We start from the raw sequence: 21,407 nt of genomic DNA on the forward strand, positions 1-21,407 counted from the left end.
TCCTTGAGCGTTGGGTCATGCGAACAGTCCCCGCGGTCGGCGGGAACCAGGAAAAGCTGCGCTGTTTGTTATGGTGAGGCCCGAAAAATGTAGCAAAGCTACAGTTTTTAGACCTTTCCCAGGCATTAACTGGATTTTACTGTTAATTTGCTACACCGCACGACCGTGCTTTTACACCCGCTATATTACTGCGCCGCAGCACGCTGGGTCAGGATCTCCACTGCAGGCAGGGTTTTACCTTCCAGGAACTCCAGGAAGGCGCCGCCGCCGGTCGAGATGTAACCGATCTGCTCGGTGATGTTGTACTTGGCGATCGCCGCCAGCGTGTCGCCGCCGCCGGCGATCGAGAACGCCTTCGACACCGCGATGGCCAGCGCCAGCGTCTTGGTGCCTTCGCCGAACTGGTCGAACTCGAACACGCCGACCGGGCCGTTCCAGACGATGGTGCCGGCCGCGCCGATCTGCGCGGCCAGGATGGCGGCCGTCTTCGGGCCGATGTCCAGGATCATGTCGTCGTCCGCCACGTCGGCCACGTCCTTGACGGTGGCGGCGGCGGTGGGCGAGAACTCTTTGGCGCACACGACATCGACCGGGATCGGCACTTGCGCGCCGCGCTTGGCCATGATCTCGATGATGGCCTTGGCTTCGTCGACCAGTTCGTTCTCGACCAGCGACTTGCCGATGTTCAGGCCGACGGCCTTCATGAAGGTGTTGGCGATGCCGCCGCCGACGATCAGGTTGTCGACCTTGTCGGCCAGCGCCTTCAGGATCGACAGCTTGGAGGAAACCTTGGAGCCGGCGACGATGGCCAGCAGCGGGCGGGCCGGGGCGCCCAGCGCCTTGCCCAATGCATCCAGCTCGGCGGCCAGCAGCGGGCCGGCCGCGGCGATCGGCGCGAACTTGGCGATGCCGTGCGTCGAAGCCTCGGCACGGTGGGCGGTGCCGAAGGCGTCATTGACGTAGATGTCGCACAAAGCGGCCATTTTCTGCGCCAGTTCGTCGCTGTTCTTCTTTTCGCCCTTGTTGACGCGGACGTTTTCCAGCAGCACGACCTGGCCGGCCTGCAGGCCTTCGAGGCCGGCGCCGTCCACCCAGTTCTGCTTCAGCTCGACCGGCTGGCCCAGCAGCTCGGACAGGCGCTTGGCGACCGGCGCCAGGCTGTCTTCCGGCTTGAACTCGCCCTCGGTCGGACGGCCCAGGTGGGACGTCACCATCACTTTGGCGCCGGCGGCGGCGGCCGCCTTGATGGCCGGAACGGACGCGCGGATGCGCGTATCTTCGGTGATATTGCCCGCATCATCCTGCGGCACGTTCAAGTCGGCGCGGATAAAAACGCGCTTGCCTTGCAGCGCATTCTGGGCGATGAGATCTTGCAGACGGATGAAGTTCAGAACAGCGGACATGGCTACCCAAGGTCGAGTTAATGAAAGAGCGCTATTTTACCGCAAGCCGGGGCTGATTCTTCTGTTATTAAAATACATGCATCAGGCGCAATGCCGTGTAGAAAGCCATGCCAAATATAATGGTCTGCAGCATATTGCGACGCAGCAAGTAGAAGATCGTAGCAACAATTCCAGACACCAGTTTGAGATTGCTCAAATCAAGCACAGCATGGCCGTCCGCCAGGATCAGGTCCGGCGCGACGATGGCCGCCAAGGCGCAGGCCGGGGCGTAGCGCAGCATTTCCTGCACCCGCTTCGGGATGGTCACATGTTGTCCAACTACCCAAAACGAGCTGCGGGTGGCGGCCGTGGCCACCGCCAGCGCGCCGATGACGGCCCAGACTTCCCAATCAGCCATGTGTTTTTCTCCATTTTTCGGCGCCCTCTTCGACCGCCATCGAGGTCAGCATGCCGACCAGCACGGCCAGCAGCAGGCCCAGCTTGTACGGCAGGCCGGCCGCCAGCACCGACACCACGCCTGCCACCAGCACGCCGCACAGCGCCGGACGGCCGGCCATCAGCGGGATCATCACGCAGATGATGGCCAGCGTGCCGGCAAAGCTCAGCCCCCATTCGGCCGGCACGGCGCTGCCAAGGAAGATGCCGGCGATCGAGCCGATCTGCCAGGCGGCCCAGTTCGGATACAGCAAGCCCTTCAGATAGGACAGCTTGCCCACTTGCGGCGCTTCGGACGGGTATTTTTGCAGGAACAGCGCGACCGTCATGTCGCCGGCCACATAGCCCAGCAGGAAGCGCTTGCGCAGCGGCAAATGCGCGAAATGCGGCGCCAACAGCGCGGAAAAGATGACAAAGCGAAGATTTACTACAAAAGCGGTGGCGAAGATGACCCAGATCGGCGAGTGCGCCGCGATCAACGGCAAGGCCGCCAGCTGGGCCGATCCGGCGAACACCAGCATGGTCATGCCCAGCGCCTGCGGCACCGTCAGCCCGCTCTTGACCATCGCGATGCCGACCACCAGGCCCCAGGCGCCGATGCCGAACAGGGTGGGCGTGCCGGCCTTCACCCCCTCGCGCCAGGATGGCTCATGATGCTCTGCCACGTAAGGCGATGGGGGTGCGCTGCCGGATTCGGTCATGTGGATTCTTGTGGCATTCCTGCCACATAGCAGGTGGGACCGGTGTTGTAGAGGCGCTATTTTACCGATGATTTTTGCTCAATGCGCGAATCCGTTAAAATCGTGGTTTTCCCTCAGCCTTTCGGAGCATAAGAATATGACCACCGCCAACACGTCCGCCGCCGCCAACGCCGTAGAACTCGAAGGCAAGGACCTGCCAGCCCATTGCCCGAACCCCGCCATGCCGCTGTGGTCGTCGCATCCGCGCGTATTCCTGGAGTTTAACCACGACGGCGTCGCCAAGTGCCCGTACTGCGGCACCGCCTACCGCCTGAAGCCAGGCACCGTCGTCGGCCACCACTAATCAGCGCAGCGCTACCGGAGCCAGCATGCCAACCAAACGAGTCAAGCAGTTGAATGGTAGCGCCGCCGAAACCGAATCGGCGTTTTACGATGCGCTGAACCGCGCGGACCTCGATGCGCTGATGGCCCTGTGGGCCGACGACGACGAAATCGTCTGCGTGCATCCCGGCGGCCCGCGCCTGATCGGGCACGCGGCGATCCGCTCGTCATGGAGCGCCATCCTCGAGCATGGCGGCCTGCACATCATGCCGTCGCAGCTGCACGAGACGCACAACTTGATGAGTTCGGTGCACACGGTGGTCGAAGGAACCACCGCCGCCGGCAACGAAGCGGCGCACCTGGTCGCCACCAACGTCTACGTCAAAACCCCGCGCGGCTGGCGCATCGTGCTGCACCATGTATCGGTTGCGCCGGGCCCGGTGCCGGTCGACACGCCCACACAAGTCTTCCACTAAATTAAGCCGCACTGAATCGCCGTGAAGTACACCGCCCCTCTGTGGCTGCCCAGCGGCCACCTGCAAACCATCTATCCCGCCACCTGCATCGCCAAGCCGGCGGTGCGGTTCCGGCGCGAGCGCTGGGATGCGCCGGACGGGGACTTCGTCGACGTCGATTTCGTCGACGGCCAGCCGGGGCAGCCGTTTGTCGTGCTGTTCCACGGCCTCGAAGGCTCGTCCGACAGCCACTACGCGCGCGCGCTGATGGCCGACGTGGCCGCGCGCGGCTGGTCCGGCGCGGTGCCGCATTTCCGCGGCTGCTCGGGCGAGCCGAACCGCGCGCCGCGCTTCTACCATTCCGGCGATGCCGAGGAAATCGACTGGGTCATCCGCCGCCTGCACGCGCGCAGCCAGGGCAAGTTCTACGCGGCCGGCGTCTCGCTGGGCGGCAACGCGCTGCTGCGCTGGCTGGGCGAATCGCAGCACCGGGCGGACTTCGTCGACGCCGCCTGCTCGGTGTCGGCGCCGCTGGACCTGGCGCAGGGCGGCGCGTCGCTGTCGAGCGGCTTCAACATGATCTACACGCGCATGTTCCTGCAAACGCTGAAGCCCAAGTGCGTGGCCAAGCTGCAGCAGTTCCCCGGCCTGTTCGAACTGGACAAGCTGCGCGCCGCGCGCGATCTCTACGAATTCGACAACGTCGTGACGGCGCCGCTGCACGGCTACCGCAACACCGAGGATTACTGGGACCGCGCCAGCGCCAAGCACGTGCTGGGCGACATCACCGTGCCCACGCTGGTGCTCAACGCCAGGAACGATCCCTTCCTGCCGGGCCGCCATCTGCCGCAGCGTGCGGCGGCCAATGTGGTATTGGACTATCCTGCTCACGGAGGCCATGTCGGTTTTGCCGTCGGCGGACTGCCGGGCAAGCTGGACTGGCTGCCGCGGCGCCTGATCCATTTCATGGAAGGCGCTACCGGCATCGCACAAAACGACGCACTGGTGGAACAGCATGGATGACATCGTCAAGCAGGCGCTGGCCAAATGGCCGAACGTGCCCCACTGCTACGGCTGGCTGGGGCTGGACGCGCGCGGCAACTGGCGCATGCGCGACGAGCGCGCGCAGCACCTGAACCTTCCCGGCGACAAGCTGACGCATGGCGCGCTGGTGGCCTTCATCGTGCGCAACTATGCCGCCGACGAGCGCGGCTGCTGGTATTTCCAGAACGGTCCACAGCGCGTGTACGTGCAATTGGAGGCGACGCCGTACATCGTCCGCACCGATCCCGATTCCGAGCATGGCTGGACGCTGCACACCGGCGCCGCGCTGGGCTGCATCGATGAAGCGGTGCTGACGGAGACCGGCGCGCTGGTCTTGCGCAGCGGCGACGTGGTGGCGCAACTCGACGACCGCGACTTCGCGCACGTGCTACCGCAGTTGCAAATGAATGGCGAGCCGGTGGACGACGAAGCCTTGCTGGCCTGGCTGGAAGGCGACGAACTGCCGCCGGCGGCGCTGACATTGTGCGAGCGGGGCCGCCAGATCGCCGTGCAGCGCATGGCTGGCGCCGACTTGCCGGCGCGCTTAGGCTACGTCAGCGTACCGTCCGCCCCGACGTAATATCCGGTGAACGCGAACGGTCGAACGGGTCGGTGGTAGCGTCCGAGTTCTGCTGACGCAGGCGGTCGAACGGATAGCTGGACTGGCGGGCATCCGCGCCGGACTTTATCTCGGCCTTGAACGCCGGCCGCGAGTCGGCCTCGCGCATATCCTTCTTGGCCTTGTCGCCCATTTCCTCGCGGCGTTTGGCCTGCAGCTCGCGTTCGCGCGCATCGATGACGGCCTGGTCGTAGAACGACGCATCGGGCGCCTTGCGCGCATAGTTCAGCTGGTCCAGCGCCGACAAGGTGCCGCCCTGCAGCACATACGATTCCGCCAGCGCGATATGTTGCAACGCCAGCTTGCCCTGCTTGGAATACGTCTGCGCCAGCAGGTCGTAGGAATCCGGATCCTCGCGGTACAGCTGCACCTGGTCGCGCAGATAGACGGCCGCTTCCTCCAGCTTGCCGGCCGCGATCATCGCCTCGCCGTACTGATGCGCGATGCCGCGCGACAGCGGGAACTTCTGGTGCGCCGCCTCCGCCTCCTCGGCGGCCTTGGCCAGCACCGCCTTGTTATCCGGCTGCGCCAGCTTGATCTCGATCGACGTCGCGACAAATATCGATTCCGCCTTGGTGCGCGGCGCGGCGCCGAACACACCGGCCATCGGCGGCTTGTTGACGGTGTCGCGCGCCTTGTCCAGCCAGGTTTGCGCGCTGGCCGTGTCGCCCTGCTTCATGCTCAGGAAGGCCATGCCGTATTGCCCGGCGGCCTTCAGCTGCCAGTTGTCCTGCCCCATCTGGGTCTGGAAAAACTGCTTCGCTTCGGCATAGCCGTTGGACGTCTGGTCCTGCAGCACGCGGGCGCGCGAACGCACCAGGTAAAAGTCCAGGCTGTCCTGGCGCTGCTTGTACGGCTGCTCGCGGATGCGCGCCTGGATGTCGGCGATGCGTTCGGTGGTCAGCGGGTGGGTCAGCAGCCAGGCCGGCACCAGATCGCTGTAGTTGCGGGTCGAATTCTGCATTTGCTGGAAGAAGGCCACCATGCCCGACGTGTCGAAGCCGGCCTCGCCCATGATCTGGAAACCGATGCGGTCGGCTTCGCGTTCGGCATCGCGGCCGAAGTTCAGCTGACGCTGGATGGCCAGGCCCTGGCCGCCCAGGAACACGCCCATGGCCGCGTCGCCGCCGGCGCGGGACGCCAGCGCGGCCAGGATCATGGCCGCCAGCGGTATCAGCGCGTCCTGCTTCTGCTGGCCGATGGAGCGGGCGATGTGGCGCTGGACCACGTGGCCGATCTCGTGGCCCAGCACCGAGGCCAGCTCGGACTCGTTGTTTGCCGCCAGCAGCAGCGCCGAGTGCACGGCGATAAAGCCGCCCGGCAGCGCGAACGCGTTCAGCTGCGGATCGCGCACGACAAAGAAGTAATAATCGAAATTGGCTTCGCCGCGCGCGCCGGGGCGGGCCGCCACCAGCGCGTTGCCGAAGTTGTTCATGTATTCGAGGATGGGGCCGTCGTCGAGAAAATCCTTGTCGCGGCGGATGTCGCGCATGATTTCCTCGCCCAGCTTGCGTTCCATCAGCGGCGACAGGTCCTGGCGTTCGGTATCGCCGAGCGAAGGCAGGTTCGGGATCTTGGCGGGCGCCAGCGCGTTCTGCGCCATCGCCACCGGCATGGCGACCAGCAGCGCGGCGGCGGTCAGGCGCATGCGCAGGGAGCGGGGGAATCGTTTTTCATTCACGATGCTATGATACCCGCAACTCGCGCGCTTACGCACAGCGCTCTCCACTGAATTATTTTGTTACGTTTCGATCATGACCACACCCGCAAATCCCGCCGAGCAGCTGACCCATTTCGACGCCTCCGGCCAGGCCCACATGGTCGACGTCGGCGCCAAGGCCGAAACGCACCGCATCGCGCTGGCCAGCGGCACCATCCGCATGAAGCCGGAAACGCTGGCCATCATCACCGGCGGCACGGCCAAGAAAGGCGACGTGCTGGGCATCGCCCGCATCGCCGCCATCATGGCGTCCAAGCGCACCAGCGACCTGGTGCCGCTGTGCCACCCGCTGGCGCTGACCCGTGTTGCCGTCGATTTCGAGACCGACGTCGCCAATTCCAGCGTCCACTGCAAGGCCCAGGTGGAAACCTACGGCAAGACCGGCGTGGAAATGGAAGCGCTGACCGCCGTGCAGGTCGGCCTGCTGACCGTTTACGACATGTGCAAGGCCGTGGACCGGGGCATGGTGATGACCGACATCCGCGTGATGGAGAAGCATGGCGGCAAGTCGGGCGACTGGAGCGTGACCAGCCAAGCCATTGCTGCCGACTAAATCTGCTGGATACCGCCGTCGACAAACAGCTCGATGCCATTGACGAAGCTGGAATCGTCCGAGGCCAGGAACACCGCCGCCTTCGCGATCTCGTCCGGATCGCCAACGCGTCCCATCGGGATCAGCGAGGCCAGGTGGTCGAGGAAGCCCTGCTGCTGAGAAGGATCGTTGCCGACCAGTTCCACCAGGCCTGGCGTTTTGATCGGACCGGGGCTCAGCGTGTTGATGCGGATGCCACGTCCCTTCAAATCCAGAATCCAGTTGCGCGCAAACGCGCGCACCGCCGCCTTGGATGCCCCGTAGACACTGAACGCTTCGGTGCCGCTGCTGCCGGCGGTGGAGCCCGTCAGGATGACCGAGGCGCCATTTCCCAGCAGCGGCAAGGCGGTCTGGACGGTGAACAGCGTGCCCTTCACATTGCGGGAGAAGGTGTCGTCAAAATGCTCTGCCGTAATCTGGCCCAGCGGCAGCATAGTGCCGCCGCCGGCGTTGGCGACAAGTACGTCCAGCTTGCCATGCCGGTCGCGAATGTGATCGAACAGTTGCTGTAACTGCGACTGGTCCGTGGAGTCGACGCGCATCCCTTCGGCAGCGCCGCCGATGGCGCTGACCGCAGCGTCGAGTTCCGTCTGCCGGCGGCCGGTGATGTAGACCTTGGCGCCTTCGCGGACGAAACGCTTGGCCATGGCCAGGCCGATACCAGTGCTGCCACCAGTGATGACTGCAACTTTTTGTACGAGTTTCAACGTCATGATGATCTTCCTTTAAAGTGGATGGAGTGCGAGTGAGTATGCAGAGGAACAACCGGCCCGATAAGGCAAGCGCGGCTCACAACATTTATGCTTTAATTGCATGAATCAATCACTCGGCGTCCCCAGATGAATAAATTGCTATGGATGCATTGCCTGGTTCGGGCTGTGGAGACCGGCAGCTTTTCGGCCGTGGCGCGCGAATTGGGCATCGGCCAGCCCAATGTCAGTCGCCACATCGGGTCGCTGGAGCGCATGCTGGGCACCAGGCTATTGAACCGGTCGACTCGCCAGCTGACCGTCACACCCGACGGTCAGCGCTATTACGAATTGGCCCGGCAGGCGATGGATGTCATCAATCAGGCGGAGTCCGAGGCGCGTGGACAGCAAAATCCGCATGGACTGCTGAGGGTGGCGTGCGCCCCCACCCTGGCGGTGGAACAGATCGTCGATTCACTGCCGGAATTCATGGCCAGGTTTCCGGATGTCGAGGTGGAATTCAGGCTCAGCGACAGCTTCGCCGATCTCATCGCCGAGGGAGTGGATGTGGCGATACGCGGTGGCGCGCTGAAAGACAGCGCGCTGCGGGCACGGCGGGTTGGAACCTCGGAGCGCGTCTGCATCGCCGGTGCCGCTTATCTGGAGCAGCATGGCGTTCCGAGCCAGCCCGCCGATTTGCTGCAACATCAATGCATCATCTATACCCTGCTCGCTGAAGAAGGACGGGGCTGGGCATTCACTAACGGCGAGGTGCACGTGACGGGCCGCCTCAAGCTCAACAGCCTGGAGGGGGTGCGCCGCGCGGCGCTGGCGAACATGGGCATAGGCTATTTGCCGGCGTGGATGGTCGCCCATGAGCTTCGCAGCGGCAAGCTTCAACTTGTCCTGGGCGATCATGCAAAGAAATCGCCGGTCAATGCGGTGTATTCCGCTGACCGGCTACTGCCACTGCGCGCGACGGTCTTCATCGACTTCATCGCCGCCTTGTTCGCCGCCACGCCGGGACTGGACGGGCTGCCCTTGTCCAGGACGCCAGACTAAAGCACGCCGCGACCAAATCGCAACTGCTCGTCTTGTCTGATTGTTACCTTCACATGGCAGGTATATAATTGATGTCACGGAAGTAATTATTTGACGCAGGCCTCACGAAAGAATTTGCATGAGCAGCACTCCTCCAGCAGGCGAAGCCAAGACTCAGGAATACGAATTCGAGCAGATGAACCTGCAGGTAGGCGGCAGGATACAGTTCATTACTCACCGTACCATCAAACCCATCCAGCACTTCTCCACGCTGATAGGATGGTCCAAAGACGAATACATGATCGTCAAGGTGCCGTTCGAGAATGGCGCACCGATCGCGCTCAACGATGGCGACAAGCTGACGATCCGGGTCTTTTCCGGCGTGAACGTGTGTTCGTTCTCGTGCGTCGTGCAGCGCGTGTTCCCCAGGCCGCTGTTTTATGTCCACCTGTCGTTCCCGGTATCGATCCAGGGCACCAGCCTGCGGGCGGCGATGCGGGTCAAGGTCGATATCCCGGCGCAGGTGACGACGCCGGTCGGCACCACCTCGGTATTCCTGGTCAATCTGAGCGTTTCCGGCGCGTTGATCGAGTCGGCCAAGAAGCTGTCGGAAGACGACGACCAAGTCGGGCTGTCGTTCTACCTGATCGCCCAGCCCGGCAACCGGCAGGTGCGCATCAACCCGCAGGCGACGATACGCAATATCAACATGGTCAAGCCGGCCACCGGCGACAAGCCCGACGTGTTCACCTACGGCGTGCAGTTCATCGACCTGGATCCGGTTCACTACACGATGCTGCAAAACCTAACCTACGAAGCGCTGATCGCCGACCGCCAGAAGATCGTCTGATGCGTTTTGCATGGACGAAAAAAAACCCGGCATCAGCCGGGTTTTTAGCTCAAACATCCATTAAGGCAGGATGTTGTTCTTCGTGATGGCAGCCTGCGCAGCCGTATTGGTCACGGTGGTGGTGGCTTTCCAGGTCAGGTTGGTTGCGCCAGCCGCGATGGTCGGGGTGTAGACAATGGTCAGGCCATCGACGCCAGTACCCAGACCGGTACCCAGGGTCAGCGTGATAATACCCTTGGCAACGGTAGCCGAAGCAACTTCCTTGGTGGTGGTAAATGCGGCAGGGATGCCGTTGGTGCCCATGTCGCAAGCGGTCAGGATGCCGCCGGCTTCCTGGGCGCAAACAGCAACCGCGGTTTTCAGCGAATCAGCAGCGCCCTGGGCGTTGGCGATCTTGGCTTTGACGGTGTAGTCGCTATACGCAGGGATTGCCACGGCGGCCAGGATACCGATAATGGCAACCACGATCATCAGCTCGATCAGGGTGAAGCCGGCTTGTGCTTGTTTCTTCATCATTTTCATGGATTTCATTTTTCTACTCCTGGTTGGGGTACATCAATTTTTTGTTAGGTAGTTCCCTATGAGCAATTGCTGTGCCAGGGTCTTTTTACTCGTCAATCAAACTAAAAACCGCCAAAAGCTGCCATTTTTTGTCAGTTTTCATGACGCAATTTGTCAATGCATTAAGTGACTGACAAATTTTGTCGACTGCTGGCAAAAAAAAACCCGGCCAAGGCCGGGTTTTTCGTCCATCAACCATTAAGGCGTTACGTTGTTCTTCGTGATGGCAGCCGCCGCAGCCGTGTTGGTCACGGTGGTGGTGGCCTTCCAGGTCAGATTGGTTGCACCAGCTGCGACGGTTGGGGTGTAGATAATGGTCAGGCCATCGACGCCGGTACCCAGACCGGTACCCAGTGTCATGGTGATCACGCCTGCAGCGACGGTTGCGCTGGCAACTTCCTTGGTCGGGGTGAAGACTGGGATGCCTGGCTTGGTATCGGAACAATCGGTCAGCGTGCCGCCGGCTTCCTGCGCGCACACGGCCACGGCGGTTTTCAGCGAATCGGCAGCGCCCTGGGCGTTGGCGATCTTGGCCTTGACGGTATAGTCGCTGTACGCCGGGATCGCCACAGCCGCCAGGATACCGATAATGGCAACCACGATCATCAGTTCGATCAGCGTGAAGCCAGCCTGTGCTTGTTTCTTCATCATTTTCATGGATTTCATTTTCGACTCCAGGGTGTGTTGAGCATCAAAATTTTGTAGAGCACCTAGCTATGTGCAATTGACGTGCCAACCCTTTTTGCAAAGAAATCCCGCTGAAAACGCTAGAAACTGCCGTTTTTTGTCGGTCCGACTGCCCTTTTTTGTCAGCCGGTACGCCGCAATTTGTCAGCTGAGCCCGCGACTGACAAATTTGGTCAGGCGATGCGGAAGGCCATTTGGGTTCCGCTGAGATCGATCAAGTCGCCCGGGTGCAATCGTTGCGCCGCCTGCTTGCCCAAGGCGACGCCGTTCACCAGCGGCGCCACATCGCCTTCCGTGTGGACGATAGAATACGCATCCGGCTGGCGATGGATCACCACCACCTGCACGCCGGCGCGGCCGAGCGTGGTCTGCGGCTTGGTCAGCGCCACCTGCTTGCCGGCATTATTGCCATTTAATACTTCGATTTGTGCCAGCAACGGTGCCGCCGCCGCCATCGGCCGTACGCCGTCGGCCACGAACTCGACCTGGAACTTGGCCATCTTGATCACATCCTGGTGCTGCAGGAAATGCTTGCCGATGCGATGGCCGTTGACGAAGGTGCCGTTGGTGCTGTGCAGGTCCTCCAGGAAGGAGTCGTCAAGGATGGTGACGATGACCGCGTGTTCGCCGCTGACGGCCGGATGCGTCAGCACGATGTCGTTGCGCGGGTGACGGCCGATGGTCATCCGCTCCTTGCTCAGTTGTACTTGCTGTTCTACCTGCCCATCCCGCGAGATGATGATCTTCGCCAATCTGGTCTCCAAAAGAAAAAGCCCCGTGTGGCCTTGCGACGATCTTGAGCGTCGCATGCGCACATGGGGCTTTTTTATTCCACATTCAAGCTGGCTGTTATTACAGCATGGCTTTCAGCAGACGCGCCATTTCGGACGGGTTCTTGGTGACGGTGATGCCGCAAGCTTCCATGATTTCCAGTTTGGCTTGTGCGGTGTCAGCGCCGCCGGAGATCAGCGCGCCGGCGTGGCCCATGCGCTTGCCCGGAGGAGCGGTAACGCCGGCGATGAAGCCGACCACTGGTTTCTTCATGTTGTCTTTGATCCAGTAAGCCGCGTTGGCTTCGTCCGGGCCGCCGATTTCGCCGATCATGATGACCGCGTCGGTGTCAGGATCGTCGTTGAACATCTTCATGACGTCGATGTGCTTGAGACCGTTGATCGGGTCGCCGCCGATGCCGACTGCCGACGACTGGCCCAGGCCCAGCGCGGTCAGCTGACCGACTGCTTCATAGGTCAGGGTGCCCGAACGCGAGACCACGCCGATGCGGCCCTTGCGGTGGATGTGGCCTGGCATGATGCCGATCTTGATTTCGTCAGGGGTGATCAGGCCTGGGCAGTTAGGGCCCAGCAGCAGGGTCTTCGAGCCAGCTTTGGCCATGCGGTCCTTCAGGGCCATCATGTCGCGGACTGGAATGCCTTCGGTGATGCAGATGGCCAGATCCATTTCAGCTTCGACAGCTTCCCAGATCGCGGCGGCCGCGCCTGCAGGCGGCACGTAGATCACCGACACGTTTGCGCCGGTTTCTTTTTTCGCTTCGGTCACGTTGGCGAAAATAGGAATGCCTTCGAAGTCTTCGCCGGCTTTCTTAGGATTCACGCCTGCCACGAAAGCAGCTTTGCCGTTCGCGTAGTCGCGGCACATGCGGGTGTGGAATTGACCGGTCTTGCCGGTAATACCTTGGGTAACGACTTTGGTATCTTTATTGATCAGAATGGACATGTTGATTCCTTAATTAAGCTTGACCGGCAGCGGCTGCTACAACGCTCTTCGCTGCATCTTCCATGGTGTCGGCTGCGATGATAGGCAGACCGGAATCGGCCAGCATCTTCTTGCCCAGGTCTTCGTTGGTGCCCTTCATGCGCACCACCAGAGGCACCTTCAGCGAAACGGCTTTCGATGCGGTGATCACGCCTTCGGCGATGACGTCGCAACGCATGATGCCGCCGAAGATGTTCACCAGGATGGCTTTCAGGCCTGGGTTTTTCAGCATGATCTTGAACGCTTCGGTCACTTTCTCAGCCGTTGCGCCGCCGCCCACGTCCAGGAAGTTGGCCGGCTCGCCGCCGAACAGCTTGATGGTGTCCATGGTGGCCATGGCCAGGCCGGCGCCGTTCACCAGGCAGCCGATGTTGCCGTCCAGCGAGATGTAGGCCAGGTCGAATTTCGATGCTTCGACTTCGGCTGGATCTTCTTCGTCCAGGTCGCGGTAAGCCAGGATTTCCGGCTGGCGGAACAGCGAGTTGGCGTCGAAGTTGAACTTGGCGTCCAGTGCGATGACCTTGCCCGAACCGGTCAGGATCAGCGGGTTGATTTCGGCCAGCGACGAATCGGTTTCCCAGTAGGCTTTGTACAGGCCTTGCAGGTTGGTGACCGCGTCGGCGATCGAACCTTCCGGCACACCGATCTTGGCGGCGATGCTGGCGGCTTCAGCGTCGGTCAGGCCGACGGATGGGTCGATGGCGATCGAGTGCAGCAGTTCTGGGTGGGACTCGGCAACTTCTTCGATGTCCATGCCGCCTTCGGAGGAAGCCATCAGGACGACGCGCTGCGATACGCGGTCGGTAACCATCGACACGTACAGTTCTTTCTTGATGTCCGCGCCTTCTTCGATCAGCAGGCGGCGTACTTTCTGGCCTTCAGGGCCGGTCTGGTGCGTGACCAGCTGCATGCCCATGATTTGCTCGGCGTATTCTTTGACTTGCTCCAGCGACTTGGCTACTTTCACGCCGCCGCCTTTACCACGGCCACCGGCGTGGATTTGTGCTTTTACAACCCAGACCGGGCCGCCCAAGGTTTCAGCAGCTTTGACTGCTTCTTCCACGGACATGCACGGAATACCGCGCGGAACCGTCACTCCGTATTTTCGGAGGATTTCTTTGCCTTGATACTCATGGATTTTCATGCTGGCTTCCCTTCTGATGCTGATGTGTAAAAATCGGTTGATAGTGCGAAATGTGTGTATCTAGTAAGCAGAGATTGCTACGCGCCACCTGGTGCTGCTTTGACCACCCAGCGCGGGTAAAACTGCGCCACTGCTCCGCCGTCGGTGCGCAGGGCATGGCATTTGTCGAGTTGAAAAGGCTTGTGGCGCGGCACGCCGTTATCTTCGGTAGCCGCGTCGTTGGTCGACCAGACATCGTTGGCAAACGCCTGCACCGCGGCCGTCGGCAGGATCTGCGCCAGTTCGGTCAAGTGGGTGCAGCCGGAAATACCGGCCAGGCGTTGCTTGAGCTCGTGGCGGAAACCCTTCATCAGGTTCAGGCCGACTAGCTGTTGTTTGTAATCGGGAGCAATGGTGTCGCAGTGGCCGGGATACGGAACGGCATCGGATGCGGCTTCGGCATCGACGATGGTCAGTTGCAGATCGACGGTCAAACGCAAGTGCAGGTCATGCAGGGGGGTGCCGCCAGCGCGTGGGCCCGAGGCCAGCACGGTGTCGTGCACTTTGATATCGGTGATATGGGCGTCAAGATCCCACAGGCCGTCATCGCGTGCGTACGCTTGGACGGCAATTGCGCGCGTGTGCCGGAGCGCACGTCGGGTAACTGGGGTTGACAGGGACATAAGACCGATGCCGCTCTCGCGACAGAAATTTAGTAAGCAGCCATGTGCTGAAACGCACGTGTCCGCAGCTTCTACGGACAACTACCGCACCTGCGGCGCTGCAAAAACCCCAAAAGTGTAGCACATCAAGACCGCCAGTTGCGCCAGAACATATGTTTTGACCACAAAAATGGGCGTTTCGAGGTTGTTTTTACAAGAAATTCATCAATCGTATTTCAGTCATGGAAACATTGTATGGTGCGTTGCGGCAGCCGCTCAGTCGCGCTTAATCATCCTCCGGCGCGCCTTTTAACGCGGCCTGGACGGCGCGCTGGGAAAATCCGCGCTGCAGCAGGAAGCGCATCTGCTTGTTGCGTTCCTGCGGATCGGCGGCCACGGTGCCGAACTTGCGGCTCCACACTTCCTGGCAGCGCTCGGTCTCGCCTTCGGCCAGGCCGGCCTTCAGTTCCTGCAACTCCTCGCCCTTGATGCCGTGGCTCTGCAGCTCGGCGACGATGCGGCTGTTGCCAAAGCGCGCGGAGCGGCGGTGGATCAGCGCTTCGGAAAAACGCTCCTGCGACAGCCAGTTGTTCTTTTCCAGCAGGTCGAGCAGGGCTTCGATGTCGTCGCCCTCTTCCGCGTAGCGCGACAGCTTGCGGCCCAGTTCCAGCCTGCTGTGTTCGCGCATCGACAGGAATCGCAGTGCGCGTGCCTTCAGGCTCAGTTGCGGTGCTGCCATAAAACCCTCTGCACAATGAGAAAACCACCGGCAGCATAAGCGGCGCGGTGGTTCGGGATGAAGCGGACGTGGTGCTTATGCCGCGTCGGCCTTGTCGGCCTTGTCCGCTTTGTCGGCCTTATCGGCTTTGTCGACGGACTTCAGCTTGACGACCGTGTCGCCCTTGTCAGCGGCCAGCGGCGGCAGTGCGCGCACGCCCAGCGATTCGCGAACCTTGTTTTCGATTTCCCATGCCAGCTCAGGACGCTCTTGCAGGAAGATGCGGGCGTTGTCCTTGCCCTGGCCGACGCGCTCGCCGTTGTAGCTGTACCAGGAACCGGACTTCTCGACGATCTTCGCTTCCACACCCAGATCAAGAATTTCGCCTTCGCGCGAGGTGCCTGCGCCATACAGGATGTCGAAGTGCGCTTCCTTGAACGGCGGCGCGATCTTGTTCTTGACGACCTTGACCTTGGTTTCGTTGCCGATCACCTCGTCACCCGACTTGATCGAGCCGGTGCGGCGGATGTCCAGGCGCACGGAGGCGTAGAACTTCAGCGCGTTGCCGCCGGTGGTGGTCTCAGGGCTGCCGAACATGACGCCGATCTTCATGCGGATCTGGTTGATGAAGATGACCAGGGTGTTGGTGCGGTTGATCGAACCGGTCAGCTTGCGCAGCGCCTGCGACATCAGACGGGCTTGCAGGCCCGGCAGCGAATCGCCCATGTCGCCTTCGATCTCGGCGCGCGGCGTCAGCGCGGCGACGGAGTCGATCACCACCATGTCGACCGAACCGGAACGCACCAGCGCGTCGCAGATTTCCAGCGCCTGCTCGCCGGTGTCCGGCTGCGAGATCAGCAGTTCATGCAGGTTGACGCCCAATTTTTGCGCATAGCCGACGTCCAGCGCGTGTTCCGCGTCGATGAAGGCACAGGTGCCGCCCAGTTTTTGCATTTCCGCGATGGTTTGCAGGGTCAGCGTGGTCTTACCCGACGATTCCGGACCGTAGATTTCCACCACGCGGCCGCGCGGCAGGCCGCCGACGCCCAGCGCGATGTCCAGGCCGAGCGAGCCGGTCGACACCACTTGCACCTCTTCCATCGGCGTGCTGGCGTCCATGCGCATTACGGAGCCTTTGCCGAATTGCTTTTCAATCTGTGCCAGCGCGGCAGCCAGCGCCTTGGCCTTTTCAGATGCAGGTACAACAGCTTTTTTATCGTCCATAATGTTCTTTCAACCAGTGGGTGGGTGCAAATTCGTCGGTACAGGCAGTACTGTATAAAAAAACAGTGCTTAATGCAAGCACGATTTTTAAACAATTTTGAGTTCGCACAAAAACTCGCCACCTTGCGTGAAATGAAACACAATACAAGCTTCTGTAGCAGGAGTGTCTACCATGCGTATTTTACTTGCCGAGGACGATAGCGTACTGGCCGACGGCCTGACCCGGTCGCTGCGCCAATCCGGCTACGCCATCGATTGCGTGCGCAACGGCCAGGAGGCCGACACCGCCCTGTCGACCCAGGAATTCGATTTGCTGATACTGGACCTGGGCCTGCCCAAGCTGTCCGGCCTGGAGGTGCTGCGCCGCCTGCGCGCGCGCTCCTCGCTGCTGCCGGTGCTGATCCTGACCGCCGCCGACTCGATCGAGCAGCGCGTCAACGGCCTCGACCTGGGCGCCGACGACTACATGGCCAAGCCGTTCGCGCTGTCCGAGCTGGAGGCGCGGGTGCGGGCGCTGACCCGGCGCGGCGCCGGCGGCGGCGCCACCGTCATCAAGCACGGTCCGCTGTCCTACGACCAGGTCGGCCGCAGCGCCTACATCAACGAGCAGATGCTGGACCTGTCGGCGCGCGAGCTGGGCTTGCTGGAGATCCTGCTGGCGCGCACCGGCCGGCTGGTATCCAAGGAACAGCTGGTCGACCATCTGTGCGAGTGGGGCGAGGAAGTCAGCAACAACGCCATCGAGGTCTATGTGCACCGCCTGCGCAAGAAGATCGAGGTGGGCGGCATCCGCATCGCCACCGTGCGCGGCCTGGGCTACTGCCTGGAAAAATACTCGGACGCCGCCCGCGCCAACAGCGAACTCGGCGACGCCGCCAAGTGACCCCGGCGACGCAGCAGCAGGAACCCGGCCAGGCCGACGGCGAGGAATACCAGCCGCCGGCGGCCGAGGCCGACGAAGGCATCCAGCACTCGCTGTTCGGCGAAATCCTGGACTGGATGCTGGCGCCGCTGCTGCTGCTGTGGCCGATGAGCATCGCGATCACCTACCTGGTGGCCAAGTCCATCGCCAACCAGCCGTTCGACCACGCGCTGGAAGACAGCGTGACCGTGCTGGCGCAGCAGGTGCACGCGGTGGACGGCAAGATCATCAAGAGCCTGCCCGGCTCGGCCCGCGACATCCTGCGCGCCGACGACATCGACAATGTGTACTTCCAGATCCAGGGCCCGCGCGGCGAGCACATCGACGGCGACCGCGACCTGCCGCCGCCGCTGGACGAGGAGGACAAGTTCAGCGGCGGCAGCGTGCGCTTCCGCAACGACACCATGCACGGCACGCCGGTGCGCGTGGCCTATACCTATGTGCGGCTGGAGCGCAGCCAGGCCGACGACGCGCAGCTGGCGCTGGTGCAGGTGGCCGAGACGCTGGAAAAGCGCGCGCAGCTGGCCAACGCCATCATCAAGGGCGTGATCCTGCCGCAGTTCATCATCCTGCCCATCGTCCTGGCGCTGGTGTGGTTTGCGCTGGCGCGGGGACTGTCGCCGCTGGCGCAGCTGCAGGAACGGATACGGGCGCGCAGCTCGGACGACCTGAGCCCGATCGCCTCCAACCAGGTGCCGGAAGAGATATCGCCGCTGGTGCGTTCGCTCAACGAGATGCTGGCGCGGCTGTCGCTGTCGATCGACATGCAGAAGCGCTTCATCGCCGACGCCGCGCACCAGATGCGCACGCCGCTGGCCGGCATGCGCATGCAGTCCGAGCTGGCGCTGCGGCAGACCGACAGCGGCGAAATCCACCGCTCGCTGGAGCAGCTGGCCAAGAGCTCGGAAGCGGCCACGCGCCTGGTGAACCAGCTGCTGGCCCTGGCGCGCGCGGAGAACCAGCCGCAAGCCGGCGCCGCCATGCTGCCGCTGGAATTGTCCGAACTGGCGCGCAGCGCGGTGCAGGACTGGGTGCCGGCTTCGTTTGCGCAGCGCATCGACCTGGGCTTCGAGGCACCGGCCGAGCCGGTGCAGATCGTCGGCAATCCGACCATGCTGCGCGAACTGCTGTCCAACCTGATCGACAACGCGCTGCGCTACACGCCGGCCGGCGGCAGCGTGACGGTACGGGTGCGCAGCGACGAGAGCGAGCGCGGCTATCTGGAAGTCGAGGACACCGGACCGGGCATCGCGCCGGCCGAACGCGAGCGCGTGTTCGAGCGCTTCTACCGCATCCTGGGCAACACCGCCGAGGGCAGCGGCCTGGGCCTGGCGATCGTGCGCGAGATCGCGCAGCAGCACGGCGCCGAGGTCGACATCTTCAGCAATCCGCGCGCCACGCAGTCCAAGCTGCCGGGCGCGCTGTTCCGCCTGAGTTTCCCGCTGCCGCCGCGCCCGCAAGATGAAGAAAGCGAGCCGCCGCACTATGGATAAAGCACCACCGATCACCCGCGCCGAACACTGGCGCAAGACGCGCCGCCTGTCGGCCATCCTTCTGCTGCTGTGGCTGACGACCGGCTTCTGCGCCGCCTTCTTCGCGCGCGAGCTGGCCGGCCTGAGCGTGTTCGGCTGGCCGCTGTCGTTCTACCTGGCGGCGCAGGGCGCGTCGCTGGTCTACCTGGCCATCCTGGCCGTCTACGCCTGGCGCATGCGCCGGCTGGACCAGGCCGCCGCCGCGGAGCTCCGCGCTTGAAAACCCCACGCACCTTCCTTCAGCGCCTGCGCAGCTACTACGCGCTGTTCACCATCGGCTTCGCCGGCTTTCTGATCGCGCTCGCGGTGCTGGAGCAGGAAGGCATGCCGCGCGTGTGGATCGGTCACCTGTTCATGTTCGCCACCATCGTGCTGTACGCCACGCTGGGCGTGTTGAGCCGCACCTCCAACGTGCTGGAATACTACGTCGCCGGGCGCCGCGTGCCGGCCATGTTCAACGGCATGGCCACCGCCGCCGACTGGATCTCCGCCGCCAGCTTCATCAGCCTGGCCGGCGGGTTGTACCTGCACGGCTTCGACGGCCTGGCCTACATCATGGGCTGGACCGGCGGCTACTGCCTGGTGGCGATCCTGATCGCGCCCTACCTGCGCAAGTTCAGCCAGTACACCATCCCCGACTTCCTCGCCGCCCGCTACGGCGGCGCCGGCGACAGCAGCAACAAAGGCGGCCGCGCCGTGCGCATCCTCGCGGTGGCGGCCACCATCATCGTCTCGTTCACCTACGTGGTGGCGCAGATCTACGCGGTCGGCCTGATCGCCTCGCGCTTCACCGGCGTCGATTTCTCGGTCGGCATCTTCCTCGGCCTGGCCAGCATCCTGGTGTGCTCCTTCCTTGGCGGCATGCGCGCCATCACCTGGACCCAGGTGGCGCAATACATCATCATCCTGGTGGCCTTCCTGATTCCCGCCATCTGGCTCTCCGGCAAACACACCGACAACCCGATACCGCAGGTGGCCTACGGCAAGCTGCTGCCCAAGCTGAGCGCGCGCGAAGCGGTGCTGATCGACGACGCCAAGGAGGCCGAGGTGCGCGCCATCTTCCGCCGCCGCGCCGACGACTACGACACCCGCATCCGCGCCCTGCCCGCCTCGTGGGAAGCGGGGCGCGTCGAGGTCCAGCGCAAGCTCGACAGCGTCAAGCTGCGCAATGCCTCGCTGCTGGAAATCCGCGCCGCCGAACGGGGTCTGATCGCCTATCCAAAGGACGCCGACGCCGCCGCGCGCGAGTGGGCCGACGCCCGCGCGCAGAACCTGGCCCGCGCCGAGCCGATCACGCCGCACGCCACGCCCTATCCGGGCGACGCCGAAACCTCGGACATCAAGCGCAACAACTTCCTGGCGCTGGTGTTCTGCCTGATGCTGGGCACTGCCGCGCTGCCGCACATCCTGATGCGCTCCTACACCACGCCGTCGGTACACGAGACGCGGGTGTCGGTGCTGTGGACGCTGTTCTTCATCCTGCTGATCTACCTGACCATTCCGGCGCTGGCGGTGCTGGTCAAGTACGACATCTACAACTCGCTGGTCGGCAGCGATTTCGCCCACCTGCCGAACTGGGTGTCGTACTGGACCAACGTCGACAAGGTCAATCCGCTGTTCAGCATCACCGACGTCAACGGCGACGGCATCGTGCAGCTGGCCGAGATCACCATCGACGCCGACGTGCTGGTGCTGGCCACGCCGGAAATCGCCGGCCTGCCCTATGTGATCTCCGGCCTGGTGGCGGCCGGCGGGCTGGCCGCCGCGCTGTCGACGGCGGACGGGCTGCTGCTGGCGATCTCGAACGCGCTGTCGCACGACATCTACTACAAGATCGTCGACCGCGGCGCCTCGACGCAGAAGCGCGTCACCATCTCCAAGCTGCTGTTGCTGGCGGTGGCCTTCATCGCCGCCTACGCCGCCTCGACCAAGCCGGGCGACATCCTGTCGCTGGTCGGCGCCGCGTTCTCGCTGGCGGCCGCCACGCTGTTCCCGGCACTGGTGCTGGGCGTGTTCTGGAAGCGCGCCAACCACCAGGGAGCGATCGCCGGCATGGTGGCCGGCTTCACGGTCTGCGTCTACTACATGCTGCATACCAATCCCGTCCTGGGCGGTAGCGCGGCGGGCCAGTGGTTCCACATCGCCCCCATCTCGGCCGGCATCTTCGGCGTGCCGGCCGGGCTGCTGACGATGGCCGTGGTCAGCCTGCTGACGCCGGCGCCGGACCGCCAGACCAATGCGCTGGTCGACTACATCCGCGCGCCGGAACTCTGAGATACATTTGCCCTGTGGCAGATTTGATAACTTGATGGTATGGTGCTCGAGTTATCTATTT

Annotated in this window: 24 protein-coding genes; 11 read left to right on the forward strand and 13 right to left on the reverse strand. The window is 62.9% G+C overall.

Annotated elements, in window-relative coordinates; translation table 11 throughout:
• Positions 1-185: 185 nt before the first annotated feature.
• From ABWW33_RS09960 to ABWW33_RS09970, 3 genes are all read right to left on the reverse strand, one after another.
• The gene (locus ABWW33_RS09960) at positions 186-1,403 is read right to left on the reverse strand and encodes a phosphoglycerate kinase (protein ID WP_353401195.1); all 1,218 of its coding nucleotides are present in this window, start codon (positions 1,401-1,403) and stop codon (positions 186-188) included.
• Between the two features lie 67 nt (positions 1,404-1,470).
• Positions 1,471-1,800, reverse strand: a complete 330-nt coding sequence (locus ABWW33_RS09965) for a branched-chain amino acid transport AzlD family protein (protein ID WP_176652296.1) — start codon at positions 1,798-1,800, stop codon at positions 1,471-1,473.
• On the reverse strand, positions 1,793-2,539 hold the full coding sequence (locus tag ABWW33_RS09970; protein WP_353401197.1) for an AzlC family ABC transporter permease: 747 nt from the start codon (positions 2,537-2,539) through the stop codon (positions 1,793-1,795). Before ABWW33_RS09970 ends, ABWW33_RS09965 begins: the two co-directional genes overlap by 8 nt.
• Before the next feature lie 136 nt (positions 2,540-2,675).
• Between ABWW33_RS09970 and ABWW33_RS09975 the strand changes: the two genes are divergently transcribed.
• Genes ABWW33_RS09975 through ABWW33_RS09990 form a run of 4 tightly spaced genes read left to right on the forward strand, consistent with a single transcriptional unit; the run spans position 2,676 to position 4,939 of the window.
• Complete coding sequence (locus ABWW33_RS09975; RefSeq protein ID WP_176652294.1) at positions 2,676-2,882, forward strand: zinc-finger domain-containing protein; 207 nt, start codon at positions 2,676-2,678, stop codon at positions 2,880-2,882.
• A 25-nt stretch (positions 2,883-2,907) separates the two neighbouring features.
• On the forward strand, positions 2,908-3,336 hold the full coding sequence (locus ABWW33_RS09980; RefSeq protein WP_353401199.1) for a YybH family protein: 429 nt from the start codon (positions 2,908-2,910) through the stop codon (positions 3,334-3,336).
• A 21-nt stretch (positions 3,337-3,357) separates the two neighbouring features.
• Complete coding sequence (locus tag ABWW33_RS09985) at positions 3,358-4,338, forward strand: YheT family hydrolase (protein WP_353401201.1); 981 nt, start codon at positions 3,358-3,360, stop codon at positions 4,336-4,338.
• The gene (locus tag ABWW33_RS09990; RefSeq protein ID WP_353401203.1) at positions 4,331-4,939 is read left to right on the forward strand and encodes a DUF2946 family protein; all 609 of its coding nucleotides are present in this window, start codon (positions 4,331-4,333) and stop codon (positions 4,937-4,939) included. Before ABWW33_RS09985 ends, ABWW33_RS09990 begins: the two co-directional genes overlap by 8 nt.
• Here ABWW33_RS09990 and ABWW33_RS09995 read toward each other — a convergent pair.
• On the reverse strand, positions 4,914-6,626 hold the full coding sequence (locus ABWW33_RS09995; RefSeq protein WP_353401429.1) for a beta-barrel assembly-enhancing protease: 1,713 nt from the start codon (positions 6,624-6,626) through the stop codon (positions 4,914-4,916). The genes ABWW33_RS09990 and ABWW33_RS09995 overlap by 26 nt on opposite strands.
• Positions 6,627-6,732: 106 nt before the next feature.
• On the opposite strand from ABWW33_RS09995, the gene moaC reads away from it, so the two are divergent.
• Positions 6,733-7,251 (forward strand): cyclic pyranopterin monophosphate synthase MoaC, encoded by a 519-nt coding sequence (gene moaC / locus ABWW33_RS10000; protein WP_353401205.1) that lies wholly within the window; start codon positions 6,733-6,735, stop codon positions 7,249-7,251.
• Here moaC and ABWW33_RS10005 read toward each other — a convergent pair.
• Positions 7,248-8,003: an SDR family NAD(P)-dependent oxidoreductase gene (locus tag ABWW33_RS10005; RefSeq protein WP_353401207.1), complete on the reverse strand. Its 756-nt coding sequence runs from the start codon at positions 8,001-8,003 to the stop codon at positions 7,248-7,250. The genes moaC and ABWW33_RS10005 overlap by 4 nt on opposite strands.
• A gap of 126 nt (positions 8,004-8,129) precedes the next feature.
• Here ABWW33_RS10005 and ABWW33_RS10010 point away from each other — a divergent pair, with 126 nt between their 5' ends.
• Positions 8,130-9,041 (forward strand): LysR family transcriptional regulator, encoded by a 912-nt coding sequence (locus ABWW33_RS10010; RefSeq protein ID WP_353401208.1) that lies wholly within the window; start codon positions 8,130-8,132, stop codon positions 9,039-9,041.
• Positions 9,042-9,159: 118 nt separating this feature from the next.
• Positions 9,160-9,870 carry a flagellar brake protein gene (locus tag ABWW33_RS10015; RefSeq protein WP_353401210.1) on the forward strand — a complete coding sequence of 237 codons (711 nt, stop codon included), beginning with the start codon at positions 9,160-9,162 and terminating at the stop codon, positions 9,868-9,870.
• Positions 9,871-9,930: 60 nt separating this feature from the next.
• On the opposite strand, the gene ABWW33_RS10020 is transcribed toward ABWW33_RS10015, so the two are convergent.
• The 8 genes from ABWW33_RS10020 to recA form a co-directional block, all read right to left on the reverse strand.
• Positions 9,931-10,401: a pilin gene (locus tag ABWW33_RS10020; RefSeq protein WP_353401212.1), complete on the reverse strand. Its 471-nt coding sequence runs from the start codon at positions 10,399-10,401 to the stop codon at positions 9,931-9,933.
• A gap of 228 nt (positions 10,402-10,629) precedes the next feature.
• Positions 10,630-11,097, reverse strand: a complete 468-nt coding sequence (locus tag ABWW33_RS10025) for a pilin (protein WP_353401214.1) — start codon at positions 11,095-11,097, stop codon at positions 10,630-10,632.
• Between the two features lie 194 nt (positions 11,098-11,291).
• Positions 11,292-11,870: an FHA domain-containing protein gene (locus ABWW33_RS10030; RefSeq protein WP_176652286.1), complete on the reverse strand. Its 579-nt coding sequence runs from the start codon at positions 11,868-11,870 to the stop codon at positions 11,292-11,294.
• 100 nt (positions 11,871-11,970) lie between these two features.
• Entirely contained in the window at positions 11,971-12,852 is an 882-nt protein-coding gene (gene sucD / locus ABWW33_RS10035; protein ID WP_152808787.1) for a succinate--CoA ligase subunit alpha, read from the reverse strand.
• Between the two features lie 13 nt (positions 12,853-12,865).
• On the reverse strand, positions 12,866-14,035 hold the full coding sequence (sucC, locus tag ABWW33_RS10040; protein WP_176652285.1) for an ADP-forming succinate--CoA ligase subunit beta: 1,170 nt from the start codon (positions 14,033-14,035) through the stop codon (positions 12,866-12,868).
• 77 nt (positions 14,036-14,112) lie between these two features.
• A complete protein-coding gene (locus ABWW33_RS10045) occupies positions 14,113-14,697 on the reverse strand; it encodes a DUF2889 domain-containing protein (RefSeq protein ID WP_176652284.1) in 585 nt (194 codons plus the stop codon).
• Between the two features lie 265 nt (positions 14,698-14,962).
• The gene (gene recX, locus ABWW33_RS10050; protein WP_353401216.1) at positions 14,963-15,415 is read right to left on the reverse strand and encodes a recombination regulator RecX; all 453 of its coding nucleotides are present in this window, start codon (positions 15,413-15,415) and stop codon (positions 14,963-14,965) included.
• 75 nt (positions 15,416-15,490) lie between these two features.
• Entirely contained in the window at positions 15,491-16,618 is a 1,128-nt protein-coding gene (gene recA, locus ABWW33_RS10055; protein WP_353401218.1) for a recombinase RecA, read from the reverse strand.
• Between the two features lie 172 nt (positions 16,619-16,790).
• On the opposite strand from recA, the gene ABWW33_RS10060 reads away from it, so the two are divergent.
• The 4 genes from ABWW33_RS10060 to ABWW33_RS10075 are packed head-to-tail and all read left to right on the forward strand — an operon-like array spanning position 16,791 to position 21,346.
• The gene (locus tag ABWW33_RS10060; protein WP_176652281.1) at positions 16,791-17,501 is read left to right on the forward strand and encodes a response regulator; all 711 of its coding nucleotides are present in this window, start codon (positions 16,791-16,793) and stop codon (positions 17,499-17,501) included.
• Positions 17,498-19,033 (forward strand): sensor histidine kinase, encoded by a 1,536-nt coding sequence (locus tag ABWW33_RS10065; RefSeq protein ID WP_353401220.1) that lies wholly within the window; start codon positions 17,498-17,500, stop codon positions 19,031-19,033. The genes ABWW33_RS10060 and ABWW33_RS10065 overlap by 4 nt, the downstream gene beginning before the upstream one ends.
• Entirely contained in the window at positions 19,026-19,292 is a 267-nt protein-coding gene (locus ABWW33_RS10070) for a DUF4212 domain-containing protein (protein ID WP_176652280.1), read from the forward strand. Before ABWW33_RS10065 ends, ABWW33_RS10070 begins: the two co-directional genes overlap by 8 nt.
• Positions 19,289-21,346: a sodium:solute symporter family protein gene (locus tag ABWW33_RS10075; RefSeq protein ID WP_353401222.1), complete on the forward strand. Its 2,058-nt coding sequence runs from the start codon at positions 19,289-19,291 to the stop codon at positions 21,344-21,346. Before ABWW33_RS10070 ends, ABWW33_RS10075 begins: the two co-directional genes overlap by 4 nt.
• The last annotated feature ends 61 nt before the right edge of the window (positions 21,347-21,407 follow it).

The sequence above is a fragment of the Duganella hordei genome, from assembly GCF_040369125.1.
Taxonomy (GTDB): domain Bacteria; phylum Pseudomonadota; class Gammaproteobacteria; order Burkholderiales; family Burkholderiaceae_D; genus Rugamonas; species Rugamonas hordei.